At 66.6% G+C, this 17,104-nt stretch carries 22 protein-coding genes; 18 read left to right on the forward strand and 4 right to left on the reverse strand.

Annotated features, from left to right (window positions below; all coding sequences use genetic code 11):
• Positions 1-13: 13 nt before the first annotated feature.
• Positions 14-760, reverse strand: coding sequence for a 2,3-diphosphoglycerate-dependent phosphoglycerate mutase (gene gpmA / locus WS45_RS31360; protein WP_059526237.1), 747 nt, complete (start codon positions 758-760; stop codon positions 14-16).
• A gap of 136 nt (positions 761-896) precedes the next feature.
• Between gpmA and WS45_RS31365 the strand changes: the two genes are divergently transcribed.
• From WS45_RS31365 to WS45_RS31385, 5 genes are all read left to right on the forward strand, one after another.
• Positions 897-1,319, forward strand: coding sequence for a rhodanese-like domain-containing protein (locus tag WS45_RS31365; RefSeq protein ID WP_059526234.1), 423 nt, complete (start codon positions 897-899; stop codon positions 1,317-1,319).
• Entirely contained in the window at positions 1,316-1,576 is a 261-nt protein-coding gene (gene grxC / locus WS45_RS31370) for a glutaredoxin 3 (RefSeq protein WP_006752069.1), read from the forward strand. The genes WS45_RS31365 and grxC overlap by 4 nt, the downstream gene beginning before the upstream one ends.
• 107 nt (positions 1,577-1,683) lie before the next feature.
• The gene (gene secB, locus WS45_RS31375) at positions 1,684-2,166 is read left to right on the forward strand and encodes a protein-export chaperone SecB (RefSeq protein WP_014895954.1); all 483 of its coding nucleotides are present in this window, start codon (positions 1,684-1,686) and stop codon (positions 2,164-2,166) included.
• Between the two features lie 26 nt (positions 2,167-2,192).
• Positions 2,193-3,191, forward strand: a complete 999-nt coding sequence (locus WS45_RS31380) for an NAD(P)H-dependent glycerol-3-phosphate dehydrogenase (RefSeq protein ID WP_059526231.1) — start codon at positions 2,193-2,195, stop codon at positions 3,189-3,191.
• A 105-nt stretch (positions 3,192-3,296) separates the two neighbouring features.
• Positions 3,297-3,821: an O-acetyl-ADP-ribose deacetylase gene (locus WS45_RS31385; protein ID WP_059703308.1), complete on the forward strand. Its 525-nt coding sequence runs from the start codon at positions 3,297-3,299 to the stop codon at positions 3,819-3,821.
• A 45-nt stretch (positions 3,822-3,866) separates the two neighbouring features.
• Here the strand turns inward: WS45_RS31385 and trmL are convergent, their stop codons facing one another.
• Together trmL and WS45_RS31395 are read right to left on the reverse strand one after the other, a co-directional pair.
• Positions 3,867-4,337 carry a tRNA (uridine(34)/cytosine(34)/5-carboxymethylaminomethyluridine(34)-2'-O)-methyltransferase TrmL gene (gene trmL / locus WS45_RS31390; RefSeq protein ID WP_059691434.1) on the reverse strand — a complete coding sequence of 157 codons (471 nt, stop codon included), beginning with the start codon at positions 4,335-4,337 and terminating at the stop codon, positions 3,867-3,869.
• Positions 4,338-4,444: 107 nt separating this feature from the next.
• Positions 4,445-5,257 carry a ComF family protein gene (locus tag WS45_RS31395; protein WP_059703310.1) on the reverse strand — a complete coding sequence of 271 codons (813 nt, stop codon included), beginning with the start codon at positions 5,255-5,257 and terminating at the stop codon, positions 4,445-4,447.
• Positions 5,258-5,340: 83 nt separating this feature from the next.
• Here WS45_RS31395 and WS45_RS31400 point away from each other — a divergent pair, with 83 nt between their 5' ends.
• From WS45_RS31400 to WS45_RS31435, 8 genes are all read left to right on the forward strand, one after another.
• The gene (locus tag WS45_RS31400) at positions 5,341-6,306 is read left to right on the forward strand and encodes a methyltransferase domain-containing protein (protein WP_059703312.1); all 966 of its coding nucleotides are present in this window, start codon (positions 5,341-5,343) and stop codon (positions 6,304-6,306) included.
• 195 nt (positions 6,307-6,501) lie between these two features.
• Positions 6,502-7,026 (forward strand): DUF2244 domain-containing protein, encoded by a 525-nt coding sequence (locus WS45_RS31405; protein ID WP_059599867.1) that lies wholly within the window; start codon positions 6,502-6,504, stop codon positions 7,024-7,026.
• A 56-nt stretch (positions 7,027-7,082) separates the two neighbouring features.
• Positions 7,083-8,666 carry a cytochrome c oxidase subunit II gene (gene coxB, locus WS45_RS31410; RefSeq protein ID WP_059526213.1) on the forward strand — a complete coding sequence of 528 codons (1,584 nt, stop codon included), beginning with the start codon at positions 7,083-7,085 and terminating at the stop codon, positions 8,664-8,666.
• Positions 8,667-8,709: 43 nt separating this feature from the next.
• Positions 8,710-10,317 (forward strand): cytochrome c oxidase subunit I, encoded by a 1,608-nt coding sequence (gene ctaD / locus WS45_RS31415; RefSeq protein ID WP_059526209.1) that lies wholly within the window; start codon positions 8,710-8,712, stop codon positions 10,315-10,317.
• 69 nt (positions 10,318-10,386) lie between these two features.
• On the forward strand, positions 10,387-10,527 hold the full coding sequence (locus tag WS45_RS35845) for a cytochrome oxidase small assembly protein (protein ID WP_006752059.1): 141 nt from the start codon (positions 10,387-10,389) through the stop codon (positions 10,525-10,527).
• A 35-nt stretch (positions 10,528-10,562) separates the two neighbouring features.
• A complete protein-coding gene (locus WS45_RS31425; RefSeq protein ID WP_059507798.1) occupies positions 10,563-11,171 on the forward strand; it encodes a cytochrome c oxidase assembly protein in 609 nt (202 codons plus the stop codon).
• Between the two features lie 16 nt (positions 11,172-11,187).
• Positions 11,188-11,388, forward strand: a complete 201-nt coding sequence (locus WS45_RS31430) for a DUF2970 domain-containing protein (protein ID WP_006760730.1) — start codon at positions 11,188-11,190, stop codon at positions 11,386-11,388.
• Between the two features lie 146 nt (positions 11,389-11,534).
• The gene (locus tag WS45_RS31435; protein WP_059464449.1) at positions 11,535-12,392 is read left to right on the forward strand and encodes a cytochrome c oxidase subunit 3; all 858 of its coding nucleotides are present in this window, start codon (positions 11,535-11,537) and stop codon (positions 12,390-12,392) included.
• A gap of 190 nt (positions 12,393-12,582) precedes the next feature.
• On the opposite strand, the gene WS45_RS31440 is transcribed toward WS45_RS31435, so the two are convergent.
• Positions 12,583-12,792: a twin transmembrane helix small protein gene (locus WS45_RS31440; protein WP_044848213.1), complete on the reverse strand. Its 210-nt coding sequence runs from the start codon at positions 12,790-12,792 to the stop codon at positions 12,583-12,585.
• Between the two features lie 84 nt (positions 12,793-12,876).
• Between WS45_RS31440 and WS45_RS31445 the strand changes: the two genes are divergently transcribed.
• Genes WS45_RS31445 through WS45_RS31465 form a run of 5 tightly spaced genes read left to right on the forward strand, consistent with a single transcriptional unit; the run spans position 12,877 to position 16,959 of the window.
• Positions 12,877-13,587 carry an SURF1 family protein gene (locus tag WS45_RS31445; RefSeq protein ID WP_059703372.1) on the forward strand — a complete coding sequence of 237 codons (711 nt, stop codon included), beginning with the start codon at positions 12,877-12,879 and terminating at the stop codon, positions 13,585-13,587.
• A gap of 60 nt (positions 13,588-13,647) precedes the next feature.
• On the forward strand, positions 13,648-14,274 hold the full coding sequence (locus WS45_RS31450) for an SCO family protein (protein ID WP_059703315.1): 627 nt from the start codon (positions 13,648-13,650) through the stop codon (positions 14,272-14,274).
• 25 nt (positions 14,275-14,299) lie between these two features.
• Complete coding sequence (locus WS45_RS31455; protein WP_059703318.1) at positions 14,300-15,412, forward strand: COX15/CtaA family protein; 1,113 nt, start codon at positions 14,300-14,302, stop codon at positions 15,410-15,412.
• Between the two features lie 8 nt (positions 15,413-15,420).
• Positions 15,421-16,323, forward strand: coding sequence for a heme o synthase (gene cyoE / locus WS45_RS31460; RefSeq protein WP_006477738.1), 903 nt, complete (start codon positions 15,421-15,423; stop codon positions 16,321-16,323).
• Between the two features lie 18 nt (positions 16,324-16,341).
• Positions 16,342-16,959: an SCO family protein gene (locus WS45_RS31465; RefSeq protein WP_059599875.1), complete on the forward strand. Its 618-nt coding sequence runs from the start codon at positions 16,342-16,344 to the stop codon at positions 16,957-16,959.
• Positions 16,960-17,104: the final 145 nt, after the last annotated feature.

Below are 17,104 nucleotides of genomic sequence, written 5' to 3' on the forward strand. Positions count from 1 at the left end.
GGCATCGCGGGTATCAGCCCGCCTTGCCCTGTTTCGCGACGGCGGCCTGTGCCTTCGCGATCGCGTCCTGGTCGCCCAGGTAGTAGTGCTGGATCGGCTTCAGGTTCTCGTCGAGTTCATACACGAGCGGCACGCCGTTCGGGATGTTCAGGCCGACGATGTCGCTGTCCGAGATGCCGTCGAGGTACTTGATCAGTGCGCGCAGCGAGTTGCCGTGCGCGGCGATCAGCACCTGCTTGCCCGCACGGACGGCCGGCGCGATCGATTCGTTCCACAGTGGCAGCACGCGCGCGACCGTGTCCTTCAGGCATTCGGTGAGCGGCAGCTGTTCGCGCGGCACCTTCGCGTAGCGCGGGTCGGCGAACGGCGCGCGTTCGTCGGTCGGCTCGAGCGCCGGCGGCGGCGTGTCGTAGCTGCGGCGCCACACGAGCACCTGGTCGTCGCCGAACTTGGCGGCCGTTTCCGCCTTGTTCAGGCCCGACAGCGCACCGTAGTGGCGTTCGTTCAGGCGCCACGAGTGGACGACCGGCAGATACATCAGGTCCATCTTGTCCTGCACGTGCCACAACGTGCGGATCGCGCGCTTGAGTACCGACGTGTACGCGATGTCGAACGTGTAGCCTGCCTCCTTGAGCAATTCGCCGGCCTGGTAGGCCTCGTTGCGACCCTGTTCGGTCAGGTCGACGTCGACCCAGCCGGTGAAGCGGTTTTCCTTGTTCCACGTCGATTCGCCGTGGCGGATGAGAACGAGTTTGTACATGGATCTTGCGGTCGGTAGTGATAGGGAAGCGGGGCGCGTCGCGCGGTACCCGGTCCGGGTCCGCCATCGCGCAAGACGGTTATTTTATAATGGCAAGATTGTCCTTTTCCGATTTCTCTTTTTCCGGCGGCATTCCGTGACGTTCTTTACCAATTACACGAACCTGGCCCTTATCGCGATCCTGCTGGTTTCCGGCGGCCTGCTCGCATGGCCGGCCCTGCGCCGCGGCCGTGGCGGCCTGTCAGCCGCGGAGGCGACGCAGCTCATCAATCGCCGCAACGCGATCGTGATCGACCTGCGTACCGCGTCCGACTTCGCCGCCGGCCATCTGCCGTCGGCGCGTCAGGTCGCCGCCGGCGAGATCGGCGCGAAGATCGCGCAGATCGCGAAAAACAAGAGCACTCCCGTGCTGCTCGTCTGCCAGAATGGCCAGCAGTCGCAGAAGGCGGCGCGCGAGGTCGAGGCGGCGGGCTATGCCGAGGTGCACGTGCTCGAGGGCGGCGTCGCCGCCTGGCAGCAGGCCGGGATGCCGGTCGTCAAACAAGGAGTGGCGAAGTGAGCAAGGTTTTGATGTACAGCACACAGGTGTGTCCGTATTGCATTCAGGCCGAGCGCCTGCTGAAGCTGCGCGGCGTCGAGCAGATCGAAAAGGTGCTGATCGACCGCGATCCGGCCCGCCGTGACGAAATGATGACGCGCACGGGCCGACGCACGGTGCCGCAGATCTACATCGGCGATACGCACGTCGGCGGTTACGACGATCTGTCGAAGCTCGACCGCGAAGGCGGCCTCTTGCCGCTTCTGCAAGCGGCCTGATTAGGGCAGAATGGCCGCCGGTCGCGCCGCGGCTCGAGCGCGCAGGATTCAACCGAGGCGGCCGGCGTGAAGCCGGGCCGCCCCGTCACCACTTTTAGGGAAACACCATGTCCGACGTCGAAAACCAACCGTTCTTCAACATCCAGCGCGTCTACCTGAAGGATATGTCGCTCGAGCAGCCGAATTCGCCGGCGATCTTCCTCGAGCAGGACATGCCGTCGGTTGAAGTCGAAGTCGACGTCAAGGCCGAACGCCTCGCGGAAAGCGTGTTCGAGGTTGTCGTGTCGGGCACCGTCACCGCGAAGGTGAAGGACAAGGTCGCGTTCCTGATCGAAGCGAAGCAGGCCGGCATTTTCGACATTCGCAACATTCCCGACGAACAGCTCGACCCGCTCGTCGGCATCGCCTGCCCGACGATCCTGTTCCCGTACCTGCGCTCGAACATCGCCGACGCGATCACGCGTGCGGGCTTCCCGCCGATCCACCTGGCGGAAATCAACTTCCAGGCGCTGTACGAGCAGCGTCTCGCGCAGCTTCAGCAGCAGCAGGCCGGTGCGGCAGGCGCGCCGAACGGCACGACGCTGAACTGACGTTTCACTCCGGACCGGTGCTGGGTATGAAAGTAGCCGTTCTCGGCGCCGGTGCCTGGGGCACCGCGCTCGCGGGCCATCTGGCCGCGCGGCACGATACGCTTCTCTGGGCGCGCGACGCCGCGCTGATCGCCGGGCTGCAGGCCCGGCACGAAAATTCCCGCTATCTGGACGGCATCGCGCTGCCCGATGCGCTGCGCTACGACGCCGATCTCGGCGCCGCGCTCGCGCACGGCGCCGCGGACGACGCGCTGTGCGTGATCGCCGCGCCCGTGGCCGGGCTGCGCACGCTGTTCGGCGCGATGCGCGACGCCGGCTGCGTGCCTGCGCACATCGTGTGGGTCTGCAAGGGTTTCGAGGCCGACACGCACCTGCTGCCGCATCAGGTGATCGCGGCCGAGTTGCCGGAGCAGCACAGCAACGGCGTGCTGTCGGGGCCGAGCTTCGCCCGCGAGGTCGGGCTCGCGCTGCCCGTCGCGCTGACGGTCGCAAGCACCTCCGCCGAATGTCGCGAGCGCACGCTCGCCGCGTTCCATCACGGCGCGATGCGGATCTATACGGGTGACGACGTGGTCGGCGTCGAGGTCGGCGGCGCGGTGAAGAACGTGCTGGCGATCGCGACGGGCATCTCCGACGGCCTCGGGCTCGGGCTGAACGCGCGCGCCGCGCTGGTCACGCGCGGCCTCGCCGAAATGTCGCGGCTCGGCGTCGCGCTCGGCGGCCGTGCGGAAACCTTCACGGGCCTCACGGGCCTCGGCGACCTGATCCTCACCGCGACGGGCGACCTGTCGCGCAATCGCACGGTCGGCCTGCAACTGGCGGCCGGCCGCTCGCTGAACGACATCCTCGGCGCGCTCGGCCACGTGGCCGAAGGCGTGCGCTGCGCGCAGGCCGTGCTCGCGCTCGCGCGCGCGCAAGCGATCGAAATGCCGATCACCGAAGCCGTGTGCGGCGTGCTGTTCGACGGCGTCGCACCGCGCGATGCGGTCAGCGGCCTGCTGCGGCGCGACGCGCGCGCCGAATAACACTGACGAATCACACCGATTTTTGCGGCCGGGCGCGCTCGCGCAAAGCGGGCGGCGCCAAAGCGCACTACGCTTGAACAGTCTCCGGCGTTTCGGGAGGGTGTCATGCTGCAGATCGGTTCCACCACGTTCGACGCGCAACGCGTCGACATCACGACGCTCGACGTCGACGCGATCGTCAACGCCGCGAACGGTTCGCTGCTCGGCGGTGGCGGGGTCGACGGCGCGATCCATCGCGCGGCCGGCCCGGGCCTCTTGGCCGAGTGCCGCACGCTCGGCGGCTGCGAGACCGGCGACGCGAAGCTCACGCGCGGCCACGCGTTGCCGGCGAGGTACGTGATTCATGCGGTCGGCCCGGTGTGGCACGGCGGCGGGCGCGGCGAGCCCGAACTGCTCGCCGCATGCTACCGGCGCGCGATCGAGCTGGCCGAGGAAGTGGCGGCGACCTCGATCGCATTCCCGGCGATCAGCTGCGGCGTGTACCGCTATCCGGCCGAGGAGGCCGTCGACATCGCCGTCGGCACGATCGCCGAAATGCTGCCGCAGGCGCCGAACCTCGCACGCGTGGTATTCGCGTGTTTTTCATCCGATATCTACGACCTGTATCGCGCGCGGCTCGCGCGCAGCTAACGTTGCGTGGCCGCGCTGCGCGATGCGGTTCGGGCCGGACGCGCGTCAGGCGCCACCTTCGAAACCGGCCTGGCGCCACGCCTCGAACACGACCACGGCCACCGTATTCGACAGATTCAGGCTGCGGTTGCCTGGCCGCATCGGCAGGCGCACGCGCTGTTCGTTCGGGAAGCGTTCGAGCAATTCGGCCGGCAGGCCGCGCGTCTCGGAGCCGAACACGAACCAGTCGCCGGGCACGAACGCGTGGTCGTGGAAGCGGCCCGAGCCGCGGGTCGTGAACGCGAACATCCGCGCGGGATCGGGCGCTTCGGTAGCGACGAACGCGTCCCAGTCGCGGTGCACGCGCATTTCCGCGTACTCGTGATAGTCGAGGCCCGCGCGGCGCATCTTCGCGTCGTCGAGCGGAAAGCCGAGCGGCTCGATCAGATGCAGGCGCGCGCCGGTATTGGCGCACAGGCGGATCACGTTGCCGGTGTTCGGCGGAATTTCTGGGGCGACGAGGACGACGTTGAACATGGTTGGGTCTGGCTGGGCCGGCCGGGGCGGAGCAGCGTGCATTCCGTCCCGGCCGGCCGGTTCGTGACGGCCGTCGCCGCGTGTGGGCGGCCGGCCTCTCTAACTAATTAATCCCTGGCGGTGCGCAGCGCAACCAGATTCGTCACGCGCGCGGCACCCGCCGCCTTCAATGCATTCGCGGCTGCCGCGAGCGTCGCACCGGACGTCATCACGTCGTCGACGAGCGCCACATGGCAGCCGGTGAGGTCGCCCGCCGCCACGAACGCCGCCTGCACGTTGTCGCGCCGCGCACGCCGGTCGAGCCGCGACTGCGGCGCGGTTTCGGTCACGCGTGCAAGCAGCGCCGCGTCGGCACGCACGCCGAGCCGGCGCGCGAGCGGCCGCGCGATCGCCCACGCCTGGTTGTAGCCGCGCGCGACGAGCCGTCCGCGCGACAGCGGCACCGGTGCGATCACGTCGAAGCGGCCGGCGGCATGCATCGCGTCCGTGTCGTCGATCCGCTGCGCGAGCCGGGCCGCGAATTCCGCACCCAGCGCGAGCCGCGCATGAAACTTCAGGCCGCGCGCGAGCCCGTCGAGCGGGGCGCGGTAATCGGCGAGCGCGAGCGTCGCATCGAACGGCGGCGGAGTCGCGCGGCATGCGTCGCACCGGTACGCGGACGCGGAACCGGCGCCACCGTGCCGGCCGCGCGCTCGCCGCGGCCGCGGCTGCCCGGCACCCAGCGGCACCGCGCAGACGTCGCAGCGCAGCCGCGCTTCGTTCCAGTACGCGGCGTCGCAGGCGCTGCACATCACCGTATGTGACAAATTGCCGCACAGTGCGCACCGATTCGGCAACGCGAGTGCGACGACGCGCACGGCCAGTGCACGAACCTGCGACAAAACGACGCGCATTGGGCGCGGGGCGAAACGGCGATCCATCGCGAACACTCCTGGCGGCCCCGTCTCGCTGAAGGCAGCGAGGCGAGCGAGTATACTTCGGGCTCTTCGCCAGTGTGCCTGACATGTCCCCAGCTTCGACTTCAACCGGCCGTCCGGCCAATGACGCCCGGCGTTTGCGGCGGATCTTCGATCGCCGCGCCGCCGCGTTCGACGCGGTCGCGTTCCTGCCGCGCGAGATCGCGCAGCGGATGAACGAGCGCCTCGAATACATCAAGGTGAGCCCCGCGGCCGTGCTCGACGCGGGCTGCGGTCCGGGCGACGACCTGCCGGCGCTGCGCGCGCGCTTTCCCGAAGCGCCGGTGTTCGGTGTCGACCTGTCCGGCGCGATGCTCGCGCGGGCGGGCCAGCGCGAGGTCGAGCAGACGAGCTGGCGCCGCTGGCTGCCCGCGTCGCTCGGCCGGGCGCTGGGCCAGCGCGGCCCGCGCGTCGCGCAGGCCGACTTCTCGATGCTGCCGTTCGCGGCCGGCGCGTTCGACCTGATCTGGTCGAATCTCGCGCTGCACTGGCATTCGCGTCCCGATACGGTGTTCCCTGAATGGCAGCGCGTGCTGCGCGTGAACGGCCTGCTGATGTTCAGCACGCTCGGCCCCGACACGCTGCGCGAACTGCGCGCGGCCTGCGCGGACGCCGAAGCGGCGCTCGGCGTCGCGCCGCACGCCGCGCGCGTCGTCGATTTCGTCGACATGCACGACCTCGGCGACATGCTCGTCGAGAGCGGCTTCGAGATTCCGGTGATGGACCAGGAAGTGCTGACCGTCACGTACAAGACCACCGATTCCCTGCTGGCCGACGTGCGCCGCTGGGGCGCCTATCCGTTCGACCGCGCGGTGCCGCAGCATGCGGCGCGGCGCTTTCGCGCGGCGCTCGGCGACGCGCTGGAAGCGCGCCGGCGTGCGGACGGCACGATTCCGCTGACGTTCGAAGTGATTTACGGCCACGCGTGGAAGGCCGTGCCGCGCACGACCGCCGAGGGGCACGGGATCGTGCGCATCGAAGATATCGGAAAGGGGCGTCCGAAGAATCGGTGAAGCGGTAAAGAGGGGTTTTGTTATGTCCGAAATTAGCGGCGCAAAGCGGGGTCGAATTGACGCGAAAAACGGCCGGGAAGCTTGTGGCGCTTGGCTCGCGGGCCGATAGCCGCTTGCTTGTGGATGCCATTGAACCCGCCTATAATGCGTCAGCTTGTCGTCCCGGGGTCCCCGCAATACGGGCCGGCGAGCCCGATGCAGGCATGCATCGCATGCCATTCGCGTGAGGCGGCGATGGAAGCAGCGAGGGTTTTGGCGGAGACGACGAACGGTGAGCCGGTCCTCGAAGACTGGCTCATGAAACGCAACTGTTCGGTGTCGCCGCGCCAGTTCGTGCTGTTTTACGCGTCGCTCGCGGGCTTCTCGCTGGTGATCGCGGCATTGCTGATGTGGCGGGGGGCCTGGCTCGTCATGCCCTTCACCGGAATCGAATTGCTGGCGGTAGGCGTCGCGTTTGCGGTCTACGCCCGTCATGCGGTCGATTACGAGCGCATCAGGCTGTTTCCGCACCGGCTCGTGATCGAGCGGATGGATGCGGAGCGGTTCACGCAGATCGAATTCAACCCGCGCTGGGTGCGGGTCGAGCCGGGTGCGACGCCACGCGATCCGATTCGACTGGTATCGCGCGGGCAGACCGTCGTAATTGGGCAGCATCTCGCGCAGCACAAGCGTGCGCAGTTCGCCGACGAACTGCGCGTATCGCTCAGGCGCTGCGGCTGACGAGGCGCGGGCATCGACCGGAACGGGTCGACGGCTTGCGACGGGGGAGGGTTTGAATGGAAATTTTGGGTAAGGATGCTATGAAAACAATCAAGCGAGCCCTCACGGGCGTGCTGGCATGCAGCGGATTGCTCTTTGCCGGCGCTGCTCTGGCGGTCGGTGATAGCCCGGGCGGCCCCCGCGTCAACGAGATCAACTTTCAGCCGCCGGTCACGAAGATCGCCGAGGAGCTCTACGATCTCCACACGATGATGCTGATCCTGTGTACGCTGATCTTCGTCGGCGTGTTCGGCGTGATGTTCTATTCGATCTTCGCGCACCGCAAATCCAAGGGCCACAAGGCCGCCAATTTCCATGAAAGCACGACCGTCGAAATCATCTGGACGATCGTGCCGTTCATCATCGTCGTGCTGATGGCGCTGCCGGCCACGAAGGCCGTCGTCGCGATGAAGGACACGACCAACGCCGATCTCACGATCAAGGTCACCGGCTACCAGTGGAAGTGGGGCTACGACTACGTGAAGGGCCCGGGCGAGGGCATCAGCTTCCTGTCGACGCTCAGCACCCCGCGTGACGAAGTGATGGGCAAGAAGCCGATCACCGAGACGTACCTGCAGGAAGTCGACAATCCGCTCGTCGTGCCGGTCAACAAGAAGATCCGCATCATCACGACCGCGAACGACGTCGTTCACTCGTGGTACGTGCCCGCGTTCGGCGTGAAGCAGGATGCGATTCCCGGCTTCGTGCGCGACACGTGGTTCAAGGCCGACAAGGTCGGCACGTTCCGCGGCTTCTGTACCGAACTGTGCGGCAAGGAACACGCGTTCATGCCGGTCGTGGTCGTCGTGCTGTCGGACGACGACTACGCGAAGTGGGTCGCCGCGCAGAAGGCCAAGCTGGCCAGCGCTTCGGTCGATCCGAACAAGGTTTACACGATGGCCGAACTCGTCGCGCACGGCGAGGAAGTCTACAAGGCGAACTGCGCGGCCTGCCACCAGGTGAACGGCAAGGGCCTCGGCGCCTTCCCGGCGATGGACGGCAGCCAGATCGTGAACGGCCCGATCGCCGGTCACGTCGAGCGCGTGCTGCACGGCAAGGGCGCAATGCCGTCGTGGGCATCGCTGTCGGACCTCGACATCGCATCGGTCATCACGTACGAGCGCAATTCGTGGGGCAACCACAAGAACGACCTGCTGCAGCCGAAGCAAGTGGCTGACGCGCGCAACGGCAAGATGCCGGAAGACGCGGCAGGCGCGGCGGCTCCGGCCGAAGCGGCCTCGGCACCGGCGCAAGCCGCGTCGGGCGCGGAACCGGCGGCAGCATCGGCTGCGCTGTCGACGATCTACTTCGAGACCGGCAAGAGCGTGCTGCCGGCCGACGCGAAAGCGGCGATCGCCGCAGCGGCCGACTATGCGAAGGCACATCCGGACGCGAAGCTCGCGCTGTCGGGTTTCACCGACAAGTCGGGCTCGGCCGACGCGAACGCCGAACTCGCCAAGCATCGTGCACAGGCCGTGCGCGACGCGCTGAAGGCAGCAGGCGTGGCGGAAGACCACATTATTCTCAAAAAGCCGGAAACGATCACGGGCGGGGCTGACGCCAAGGAAGCCCGGCGGGTCGAGATCGGGCCGGCGGCTTGACGTGTCGCTGAGTTAGTCGACGTATTCGCATTAGGAGATTCTCATGTCTAGCATCGGGCACGACGTAGCCGCGGACCACGCGCACGACGACCACGCGCACGAAGCCCCGCACGGCTGGCGTCGCTGGCTGTTCGCCACCAACCACAAGGACATCGGTACGCTGTACCTGCTGTTCTCGTTCATCATGTTCCTGTCGGGCGGCGTGATGGCACTCGGCATCCGTGCCGAGCTGTTCGAGCCGGGCCTGCAGATCATGCGTCCGGAGTTCTTCAACGAACTCACGACGATGCACGGCCTGATCATGGTGTTCGGCGCGATCATGCCGGCGTTCGTCGGCTTCGCGAACTGGATGATTCCGCTGCAGATCGGCGCGTCCGACATGGCGTTCGCGCGGATGAACAACTTCAGCTTCTGGCTGCTGCCGGTCGCGGCCGTGCTGCTGGTCGGTTCGTTCTTCGCGCCGGGCGGCGCGACGGCCGCCGGCTGGACGCTGTACGCACCGCTGTCGACGCAGATGGGCCCGGGCATGGACTTCGCGATCTTCGCGGTCCACATCATGGGCGCTTCGTCGATCATGGGCGGGATCAACATCGTCGTGACGATCCTGAACATGCGCGCACCGGGCATGACGCTGATGAAGATGCCGATGTTCGCATGGACCTGGCTGATCACCGCGTACCTGCTGATCGCCGTGATGCCGGTTCTGGCAGGCGCGATCACGATGGTGCTGTTCGACCGCCACTTCGGCACGTCGTTCTTCAACGCGGCAGGCGGCGGCGACCCGGTGATGTACCAGCACATCTTCTGGTTCTTCGGCCACCCCGAGGTGTACATCATGATTCTGCCGGCGTTCGGGATCGTGTCGCAGGTGATCCCGGCGTTCGCACGCAAGACGCTGTTCGGCTATAGCTCGATGGTGTACGCGACGGCTTCGATCGCGATCCTGTCGTTCATGGTCTGGGCGCACCACATGTTCGCAACGGGCATGCCGGTCACCGGTCAGCTGTTCTTCATGTACGCGACGATGCTGATCGCGGTGCCGACGGGCGTGAAGGTGTTCAACTGGCTCGCGACGATGTGGCGCGGCTCGATGACGTTCGAAACCCCGATGCTGTTCGCGATCGGCTTCCTGTTCGTGTTCACGTTCGGCGGTCTGACGGGCCTGATGCTGGCGATGGCGCCGCTCGACATCCAGTACCACGGCACCTACTTCGTGGTGGCGCACTTCCACTACGTGCTCGTGGCCGGGTCGCTGTTCGCGCTGTTCGCGGGCTGGTACTACTGGGCGCCGAAGTGGACGGGCTGGATGTACAACGAGACGCGCGGCAAGATCCACTTCTGGTCGTCGATGATCTTCTTCAACCTGACGTTCTTCCCGATGCACTTCGTCGGTCTCGCGGGCATGCCGCGCCGCTATGCGGACTACCCGGCGCAGTTCACGGACTTCAACCAGGTGGCGACGATCGGTGCATTCGGCTTCGGCCTCGCGCAGGTGTACTTCCTGTTCGCGGTCGCGCTGCCGGCCTACCGTGGCGGCGGCGAGCTGGAAAAGGCGTCGGACAAGCCGTGGGATGGCGCGACGGGCCTCGAGTGGACGGTGCCGAGCCCGGCTCCCTTCCACACGTTCGAGCAACCGCCGCACGTCGAATAAGTTTCACCCAGCGTTTCGCCGTTGCCTGCCGCGCAGGCAGGCGCGGCGGGCGCGGAACCGAAGTTTCAGATGAACCGGAATCCACAAGAAAGACGAACGCCCGAGCAGATTCGCGCGGGCAACAAGCGGCTCGGCCTCACCCTGCTCGTCATCGCCGCCGTTTTTTTCGTGGGTGTCGTGATCAAGCAGTGGTGGCTGTCCACTCACTGATGCAGCAACTGACGCAGTAGCGAGGAAGTAGTCGTATGTCGAAGCCGGAAGAGGGCGCCGTCGATCGCGCGTTCAATCGTTCGATGCTGATGAAGCTCTTCGTCGTGGCCGGGCTGATGTTCGGCTTCGGCTTCGCGCTGATTCCGATGTATCGCGCGATTTGCCAGATCACCGGTATCAACAACCTGGTGCAGCGCGATGTCAGCGAACGCGAGGCGAAGAACACGCAGGTCGACTACAGCCGCACGGTGTCGGTCGAGTTCGATGCGAATGCGCGCGGCCCGCTCGGGTTCAAGCCGGAGCACAACAGCCTCGACGTGCATCCGGGCGAACTGACGACGATCGTGTACGACGTGACCAACGGGCAGGGCCGGCCGATGGTGGCGCAGGCGATTCCGAGCTACGCGCCGAAGCAGGCAACGGAATTCTTCAAGAAGATCGAGTGTTTTTGCTTCACGCAACAGACGCTGGCCGCGAACGAGTCGCGCAAGATGCCGGTGGTGTTCGTGATCGATCCGAAGCTGCCGAAGGACGTGAAGACGATCACGCTGTCGTACACGTTCTTCGAGCTGAACACGCCGGCCGCGCCGGCGCCGGCACCGCGCAAGACGGCGGCGCAGGGCGCGGCGAAGCCGGACGCATGACGATGGAGACGGGGCGGTGACAGAGACCAAGCGGAGCGGGTCGTTCGGCCAGGCGTTGCGAGCAGTGTTGTGGTCGTTCTTCGGGGTGCGCAAGCGGCGCGACCTGGAGGCCGATGCGACGCAGCTCAATCCGCTGCACGTGCTGATCGTCGCGTTGATCGCGGCCGGTGTGTTCATCGGCGTGCTGATCCTGATCGTGCGCGCGGTCGTGGGCTGAGGCCCGCGGCCCGCGGCCACGAAAGAATGCAGCGCGTGGCGCCCGGGCGCCGCGTGCGGGAAAGCGCGGCGGCGGCACGCGCCGTGCAAGAAATACAGCCGGAGCGGTTTCCGGTACACAAATTGGACTGAAGTGGAGAATCAAGCATGAGCGGTCAAAACCAGACCCCGTACTATTTCGTGCCGCATCCGTCGCAGCATCCGATCAGCGCGGCCATCGGCCTGCTGGTCATGCTCGCGTCGGTGGCGCTGTGGATCAACGGTCACGACTGGGCTCCGTACACGGCGCTGCTTGGCCTGCTGTGGTTGCTCTTCACGCTGTATCACTGGTTCGGCGACGCGATCGCCGAGTCGGAAGGCGGTCATTACGGCAAGAACGTCGACAAGTCGTACCGCTGGAGCATGAGCTGGTTCATCTTCTCCGAAGTCATGTTCTTCGGCGCATTCTTCGGCGCGCTGTTCTATGCGCGTGAAATCGCGCTGCACCAGCTCGGCAGCCTCGACTACAAGCTGATCTGGCCGGACTTCTCCGCCGTGTGGCCGAACGAAGGCCCCGCTGCGCTCGCCGGTCACTTCAAGACGATGGGCCCGTGGCCGGTCCCGACGCTGAACACCGCATTCCTGCTGGCGTCGGGCGCGACGCTGACGGTGTCGCACCACGCGCTGCGCGACGATCACCGCAACAAGGCGATCGCCTGGCTGGCCGCGACGCTCGTGCTCGGTGTCTGCTTCCTGTTCATGCAGGGCTTCGAGTACTACCACGCGTACAACGAACTGAACCTGACGCTGAACTCGGGCGTGTACGGCTCGACGTTCTTCCTGCTGACGGGCTTCCACGGCTTCCACGTGTTCCTTGGCGGCACGATGCTCGCGGTGGTGCTGGTGCGAATGATCCGCGGCCACTTCAAGCCGGATCACCACTTCGCATTCGAAGGCGCCGCGTGGTACTGGCACTTCGTCGACGTCGTCTGGCTCGGCCTGTACGTCGTCGTCTACTGGCTGTAAATGCAGGAACGGCCCGCGCAGCGATGCGCGGGCCGTTTTCATTGGCGGGGACGGGGCAGCGGCTGGTTGCCTGCACTCAACGCCAACCCGGCGCCGCCGCGACTCCGTCAGGCGGCGCTTTTGCTTGGTGGTGCCGTTGTGCGGCGAAATGTCACAGCGGTCGCGGCGACCGCCGGCACGAACGAATGCATCAACGCCCGATCGGCAGGCCGGTCGAATGGATCCAGCCCATCCAGTTCGCGAACAGGATGAACAGGAACAGCGAGATCGACAGCCCGACGCGGGTGGCAAGCGACCACACCATGCGTTTCGTATGGCCGCGGTCTTGCATCATGAAGTAGAGCGCCGAGCCCATGCTGGCGACGATGAGGACGAAGGCGATGGGAACGAGGATGTGCATGACGCGAACCGGACGACGGCAATTCGAAAGGAAGAGGATAATTATCGCACTTCGCTTTCGCGAATGCGCCTCGCGGGTGGCCCGATGAAGATCCGCTGGCTGCCTGCGCTGCTGATTCTCGTCGTCGTCGCGATCACGATTCGCCTCGGGTTCTGGCAGCGCGACCGCGCGCACCAGAAGGAAGCGCTGCAGGCGAGCATCGTGCGCTACGAGCACGCGGTGCCGGTCGACGTCGGTGCGCAGCCGATTCCGCTCGCGTCGATCGAGTTCCACCGCGTGCGGGCACGGGGCCGCTTCCTGCCGGAGCAGGCGGTGTTTCTCGACAATCGGCCGTATAACGACCAGCCGGGTTTTTACGTCGTGATGCCGTTTAAACTCTCGGGCGGCGGCGTCGTACTGGTGAACCGCGGCTGGCTGCCGCGCAACATCGCCGATCGCACGGCGATCGAGCCGTTTTCGACGCCGGACGGCGACATCGAGATCGAAGGCATCGCGCGCGCCGATGCGTCGCGCGCGTTCGAGCTTGGCGAAGGCGGCTCGGCCGCGCACCAGAAGATCCGGCAGAACCTGGACGTCGCCGCGTATGCGAAGGAAACGGGGCTGCCGCTGCAGCCGTTCGTGATCCAGCAGACGAGCGACGACGGCGACAAGCTCGTGCGCGACTGGCCGGCGGCGACGACCGGCGTCGAGCGCAATTACGGTTACATGTTTCAGTGGTGGGCCATGGCGGCGGCCGCGCTCGGTTTCGGCCTGTACGCCGCGCGGCGTGCGGCGAAGAAGTCGGCCGGTGCGTGAGCGCCATGCCAGGACGCGGCGCAAGCGCCGCGGGTTCGTTTCGAGAGGTCTGATTTGTCCATGCAATCTTCCCGTCAGGGTCCGGCCGCAGCGCCGATCTCGCCCGCGGCCCGCAAGCGCGGCCGCTGGATGCTCGTGCTGCTGGGTCTCGTGTGCGCAGCGCCGATCATCGCGTCGTACTTCACCTATTACGTGATCAAGCCGAAGGGCGGTTCGACCAACTACGGCACGCTGATCGAGCCGCAGCGGCCGATTCCGGCCGACCTGCAGGTGACCGACGAAACCGGCAAGACGGTGCCGCTGTCGTCGCTGCGCGGCGTGTGGCTGTTCGTGATGACCGACCGCAGCGCGTGCGACGACGCCTGCGCGCAAAAACTCTACTTCATGCGCCAGATCCGCGTCACGCAGGCGGGCGAGCGGCACCGGATCACGATGGTGTGGCTGCGCAGCGATGCGGGCGCGGTGCCGCCGAAGGTGCTGGAGGCCTACCCGGACACGCGCCGGCTGGTCGCCGATCCGGCCGCGGTCGCTGCGTGGCTGCCGGCAGAAGCCGGCACCACGGACAGCGACCACATCTACATGGTCGATCCGAGCGGCAACCTGATGATGCGTTTCCCGAAGAACCCGAACCCCAGCAAGATCAAGACGGACGTCACGAAGCTGCTGAAGTGGTCGAGCATCGGCTAAGGCGAGACGGCGAGGCAACCATTCGATGTCGTATCTACTGCAACTCGGCCTGATCGGCCTCTGCATCGCGCTGCTGCCGCTGTCGTACGTATGGGTGAAGGCCGACGACGACAAGTTCCGCAAGCTGGTGTGGATCACCACGTTCCTGACCCTCGACCTGGTGATGTTCGGCGGCTTCACGCGGCTGACCGATTCGGGCCTCGGCTGCCCGGACTGGCCCGGCTGCTACGGCACGTCGTCGCCGTTCATCGCGCACGCCGCGATCACGGCCGCGCACCAGGCGATGCCGACCGGCCCCGTCAGCATGACGAAGGCGTGGATCGAGATGATCCACCGCTATTTCGCGATGGCGATCGGCGTGCTGATCATCGCGCAGGTCGTGATTGCGTGGTCCGCGCGGCTGCGCCGCCGCCCGCTGCACGTGTCGCCGTGGTGGCCGACGAGCCTGCTGCTCCTGATCGTCGTGCAGGGCGTGTTCGGCGCGTGGACGGTCACGATGAAGCTGCAGCCGGTGATCGTCACGACCCACCTGCTGCTCGGCCTCACGCTGCTCGGCACGCTCGGCTGGCTCGCGGCGCGGCAGACGCCGCTGCCGTCGCATGACCCGGAGGCCGGCCGCTACCGCGCGGCCGCGCTCGCGGCGCTGGTGCTGCTGGTCGTGCAGATCGCGCTCGGCGGCTGGGTGAGCACCAACTACGCGGTGCTCGCGTGTACCGACTTCCCCACCTGCAACGGCCAGTGGATTCCGCCGATGAACTTCGAGCAGGGCTTCCATCTGTGGCGCGCGCTCGGCATGACGAAGGATGGCGATGCGATCACGCAGGACGCGCTGGTCGCGATCCACTGGACCCACCGCACGTTCGCGTTCGTCGTCGTCGCATACCTGGTCGCGTTCGCGCTGAAGATGCGCCGCTTCGAGTCGTTGCGCCGGCCCGCGAACGGCGTGCTGCTGGTGGTCCTGCTGCAGTTCCTGACGGGCCTGACCAACATCGTGCTGCAGTGGCCGCTGCCGGTCGCCGTCGCGCACAACGGCGGCGCCGCGATCCTGCTGCTGCTCGTCGTCATGTTAAACTTTCGCATCCTTTCAAGCCGCCCCGGCCGTGTCGTGCAGCCCGCGCGCGACGCCGCCCCGGCGTGACCGTCCCCATGCAAAGCACCCTCTCCCAATCGCCCGGTAGCCGGTTCTCGCAGTACATGGCGCTGACGAAGCCGCGTGTCACGCAGCTCGCGGTGTTCTGTGCGGTGATCGGCATGTTTCTCGCGACGCCGGGCATGGTGCCGTGGCATGTGCTGATCGGCGGCACCGTCGGCATCTGGCTGCTGGCCGGCGCGGCGTTCGCGATCAACTGCCTCGTCGAACAGAAAATCGACGCGATGATGCGGCGCACCGCATGGCGTCCGTCCGCGCGCGGCGAGATCACGACCCCGCAGATCCTGCTGTTCTCGGCCGTGCTCGGCAGCGTCGGCGCATGGACGCTCTATACGTTCACGAATCCGCTGACGATGTGGCTGACGATCGCGACGTTCGTCGGCTACGCGGTGATCTACACGCTGCTGCTCAAGCCGATGACGCCGCAGAACATCGTGATCGGCGGTGCATCGGGCGCGATGCCGCCGGCGCTCGGCTGGGCCGCGGTCACCGGCGCGGTGCCCGGCGATGCATGGATCCTCGTGCTGATCATCTTCGTGTGGACGCCGCCGCATTTCTGGGTGCTCGCGCTGTATCGCCGCAAGGATTACGAAAACGCGGGCCTGCCGATGCTGCCCGTCACGCACGGCGAGAAATTCACGCGGCTGCACATCCTGCTGTACACGGTGATCCTGTTCGCGGTCACGCTGATGCCGTTCATCTCCGGGATGAGCGGGGCCGTCTACCTGACGAGCGCGGTGCTGCTCGGCGCGGTGTTCCTCGCGTATGCATGGAAGATCCACCGCGACTATTCGGACGAACTCGCCCGCAAGGCTTTCCGTTACTCGATCGTCTACCTGTCGCTGCTGTTCGCCGCGCTGCTCGTCGATCACTATGCACGCCCGCTGCTCGGCGTGTAACCGCACGGTTTGAACGCAATGCTCCATTCATGGTTCGGGCGCCGCGCGCGCCAAGGCTGGATGCTCGCGTGCGCATTCGCGGCAGCCACGCTGCTCGCCGGTTGCGACAACGCGCCGAAATTCCAGAATCTCGACATCACCGGCAACACGCAGTTCGGCAGCGATTTCTCGCTGCCCGACACGACGGGCAAGGTGCGCACGCTCGCCGACTTCAAGGGCCGTGCGGTCGTGATGTTCTTCGGCTATACGCACTGTCCGGATGTTTGCCCGACGACGATGGCCGAACTGTCCGAGGCACTGAAGCAGCTCGGGCCCGATGCCGCGAAACGCGTGCAGGTGCTGTTCGTCACCGTCGATCCGGAGCGCGACACGCCCGCGCTGCTCGGCCAGTATGTGCCCGCGTTCGATCCGTCGTTCATCGGCCTGCGGCCGGCCGACGAAGCGGCGCTCAAGAAGGTCACGAAGGATTTCCGCGTGTACTACGCGAAGGTGCCCGGCAAGACGCCCGGCAGCTACACGATGGATCACACCGCCGCGAGCTACGTGTTCGACCGCGACGGCAAGCTGCGCCTGTTCGTGCGCGACGGCCAGGGCCCCGGCCCGTGGGTCCACGACCTGAAGCTGCTGGTCGACTGAGCGGCGTGCGCCGCATGTTCGCCCGGGCGGTCGCCCGGCGAAACGCGTGACGGCCGCGACGCGCCGTCACGCATTCCTCCCGTTTCCCCTCGATCTGCATTCGCCGCCTCGCGAGGCGGCGTGCGTGCGCGTATTCGCGCGCCGG

Source organism: Burkholderia sp. RF2-non_BP3, assembly GCF_001522185.1.
GTDB lineage: Bacteria > Pseudomonadota > Gammaproteobacteria > Burkholderiales > Burkholderiaceae > Burkholderia > Burkholderia diffusa.

What these genes read in the sequence shown, in the direction of transcription:
- WS45_RS31450 (WP_059703315.1), top strand. Translation starts at nt 13,648, where the DNA reads ATGCAATCTTCCCGTCAGGGTCCGGCCGCAGCGCCGATCTCGCCCGCG.
- ctaD (WP_059526209.1), top strand. Translation starts at nt 8,710, where the DNA reads ATGTCTAGCATCGGGCACGACGTAGCCGCGGACCACGCGCACGACGAC.
- cyoE (WP_006477738.1), top strand. Translation starts at nt 15,421, where the DNA reads ATGCAAAGCACCCTCTCCCAATCGCCCGGTAGCCGGTTCTCGCAGTAC.
- WS45_RS31405 (WP_059599867.1), top strand. Translation starts at nt 6,502, where the DNA reads ATGCAGGCATGCATCGCATGCCATTCGCGTGAGGCGGCGATGGAAGCA.
- WS45_RS31445 (WP_059703372.1), top strand. Translation starts at nt 12,877, where the DNA reads ATGAAGATCCGCTGGCTGCCTGCGCTGCTGATTCTCGTCGTCGTCGCG.
- WS45_RS31395 (WP_059703310.1), bottom strand. Translation starts at nt 5,257, where the DNA reads ATGGATCGCCGTTTCGCCCCGCGCCCAATGCGCGTCGTTTTGTCGCAG.
- WS45_RS31425 (WP_059507798.1), top strand. Translation starts at nt 10,563, where the DNA reads ATGTCGAAGCCGGAAGAGGGCGCCGTCGATCGCGCGTTCAATCGTTCG.
- WS45_RS31455 (WP_059703318.1), top strand. Translation starts at nt 14,300, where the DNA reads ATGTCGTATCTACTGCAACTCGGCCTGATCGGCCTCTGCATCGCGCTG.
- WS45_RS31385 (WP_059703308.1), top strand. Translation starts at nt 3,297, where the DNA reads ATGCTGCAGATCGGTTCCACCACGTTCGACGCGCAACGCGTCGACATC.
- WS45_RS35845 (WP_006752059.1), top strand. Translation starts at nt 10,387, where the DNA reads ATGAACCGGAATCCACAAGAAAGACGAACGCCCGAGCAGATTCGCGCG.
- WS45_RS31440 (WP_044848213.1), bottom strand. Translation starts at nt 12,792, where the DNA reads ATGCACATCCTCGTTCCCATCGCCTTCGTCCTCATCGTCGCCAGCATG.
- coxB (WP_059526213.1), top strand. Translation starts at nt 7,083, where the DNA reads ATGGAAATTTTGGGTAAGGATGCTATGAAAACAATCAAGCGAGCCCTC.
- gpmA (WP_059526237.1), bottom strand. Translation starts at nt 760, where the DNA reads ATGTACAAACTCGTTCTCATCCGCCACGGCGAATCGACGTGGAACAAG.
- secB (WP_014895954.1), top strand. Translation starts at nt 1,684, where the DNA reads ATGTCCGACGTCGAAAACCAACCGTTCTTCAACATCCAGCGCGTCTAC.
- WS45_RS31400 (WP_059703312.1), top strand. Translation starts at nt 5,341, where the DNA reads ATGTCCCCAGCTTCGACTTCAACCGGCCGTCCGGCCAATGACGCCCGG.
- WS45_RS31380 (WP_059526231.1), top strand. Translation starts at nt 2,193, where the DNA reads ATGAAAGTAGCCGTTCTCGGCGCCGGTGCCTGGGGCACCGCGCTCGCG.
- trmL (WP_059691434.1), bottom strand. Translation starts at nt 4,337, where the DNA reads ATGTTCAACGTCGTCCTCGTCGCCCCAGAAATTCCGCCGAACACCGGC.
- WS45_RS31435 (WP_059464449.1), top strand. Translation starts at nt 11,535, where the DNA reads ATGAGCGGTCAAAACCAGACCCCGTACTATTTCGTGCCGCATCCGTCG.
- WS45_RS31465 (WP_059599875.1), top strand. Translation starts at nt 16,342, where the DNA reads ATGCTCCATTCATGGTTCGGGCGCCGCGCGCGCCAAGGCTGGATGCTC.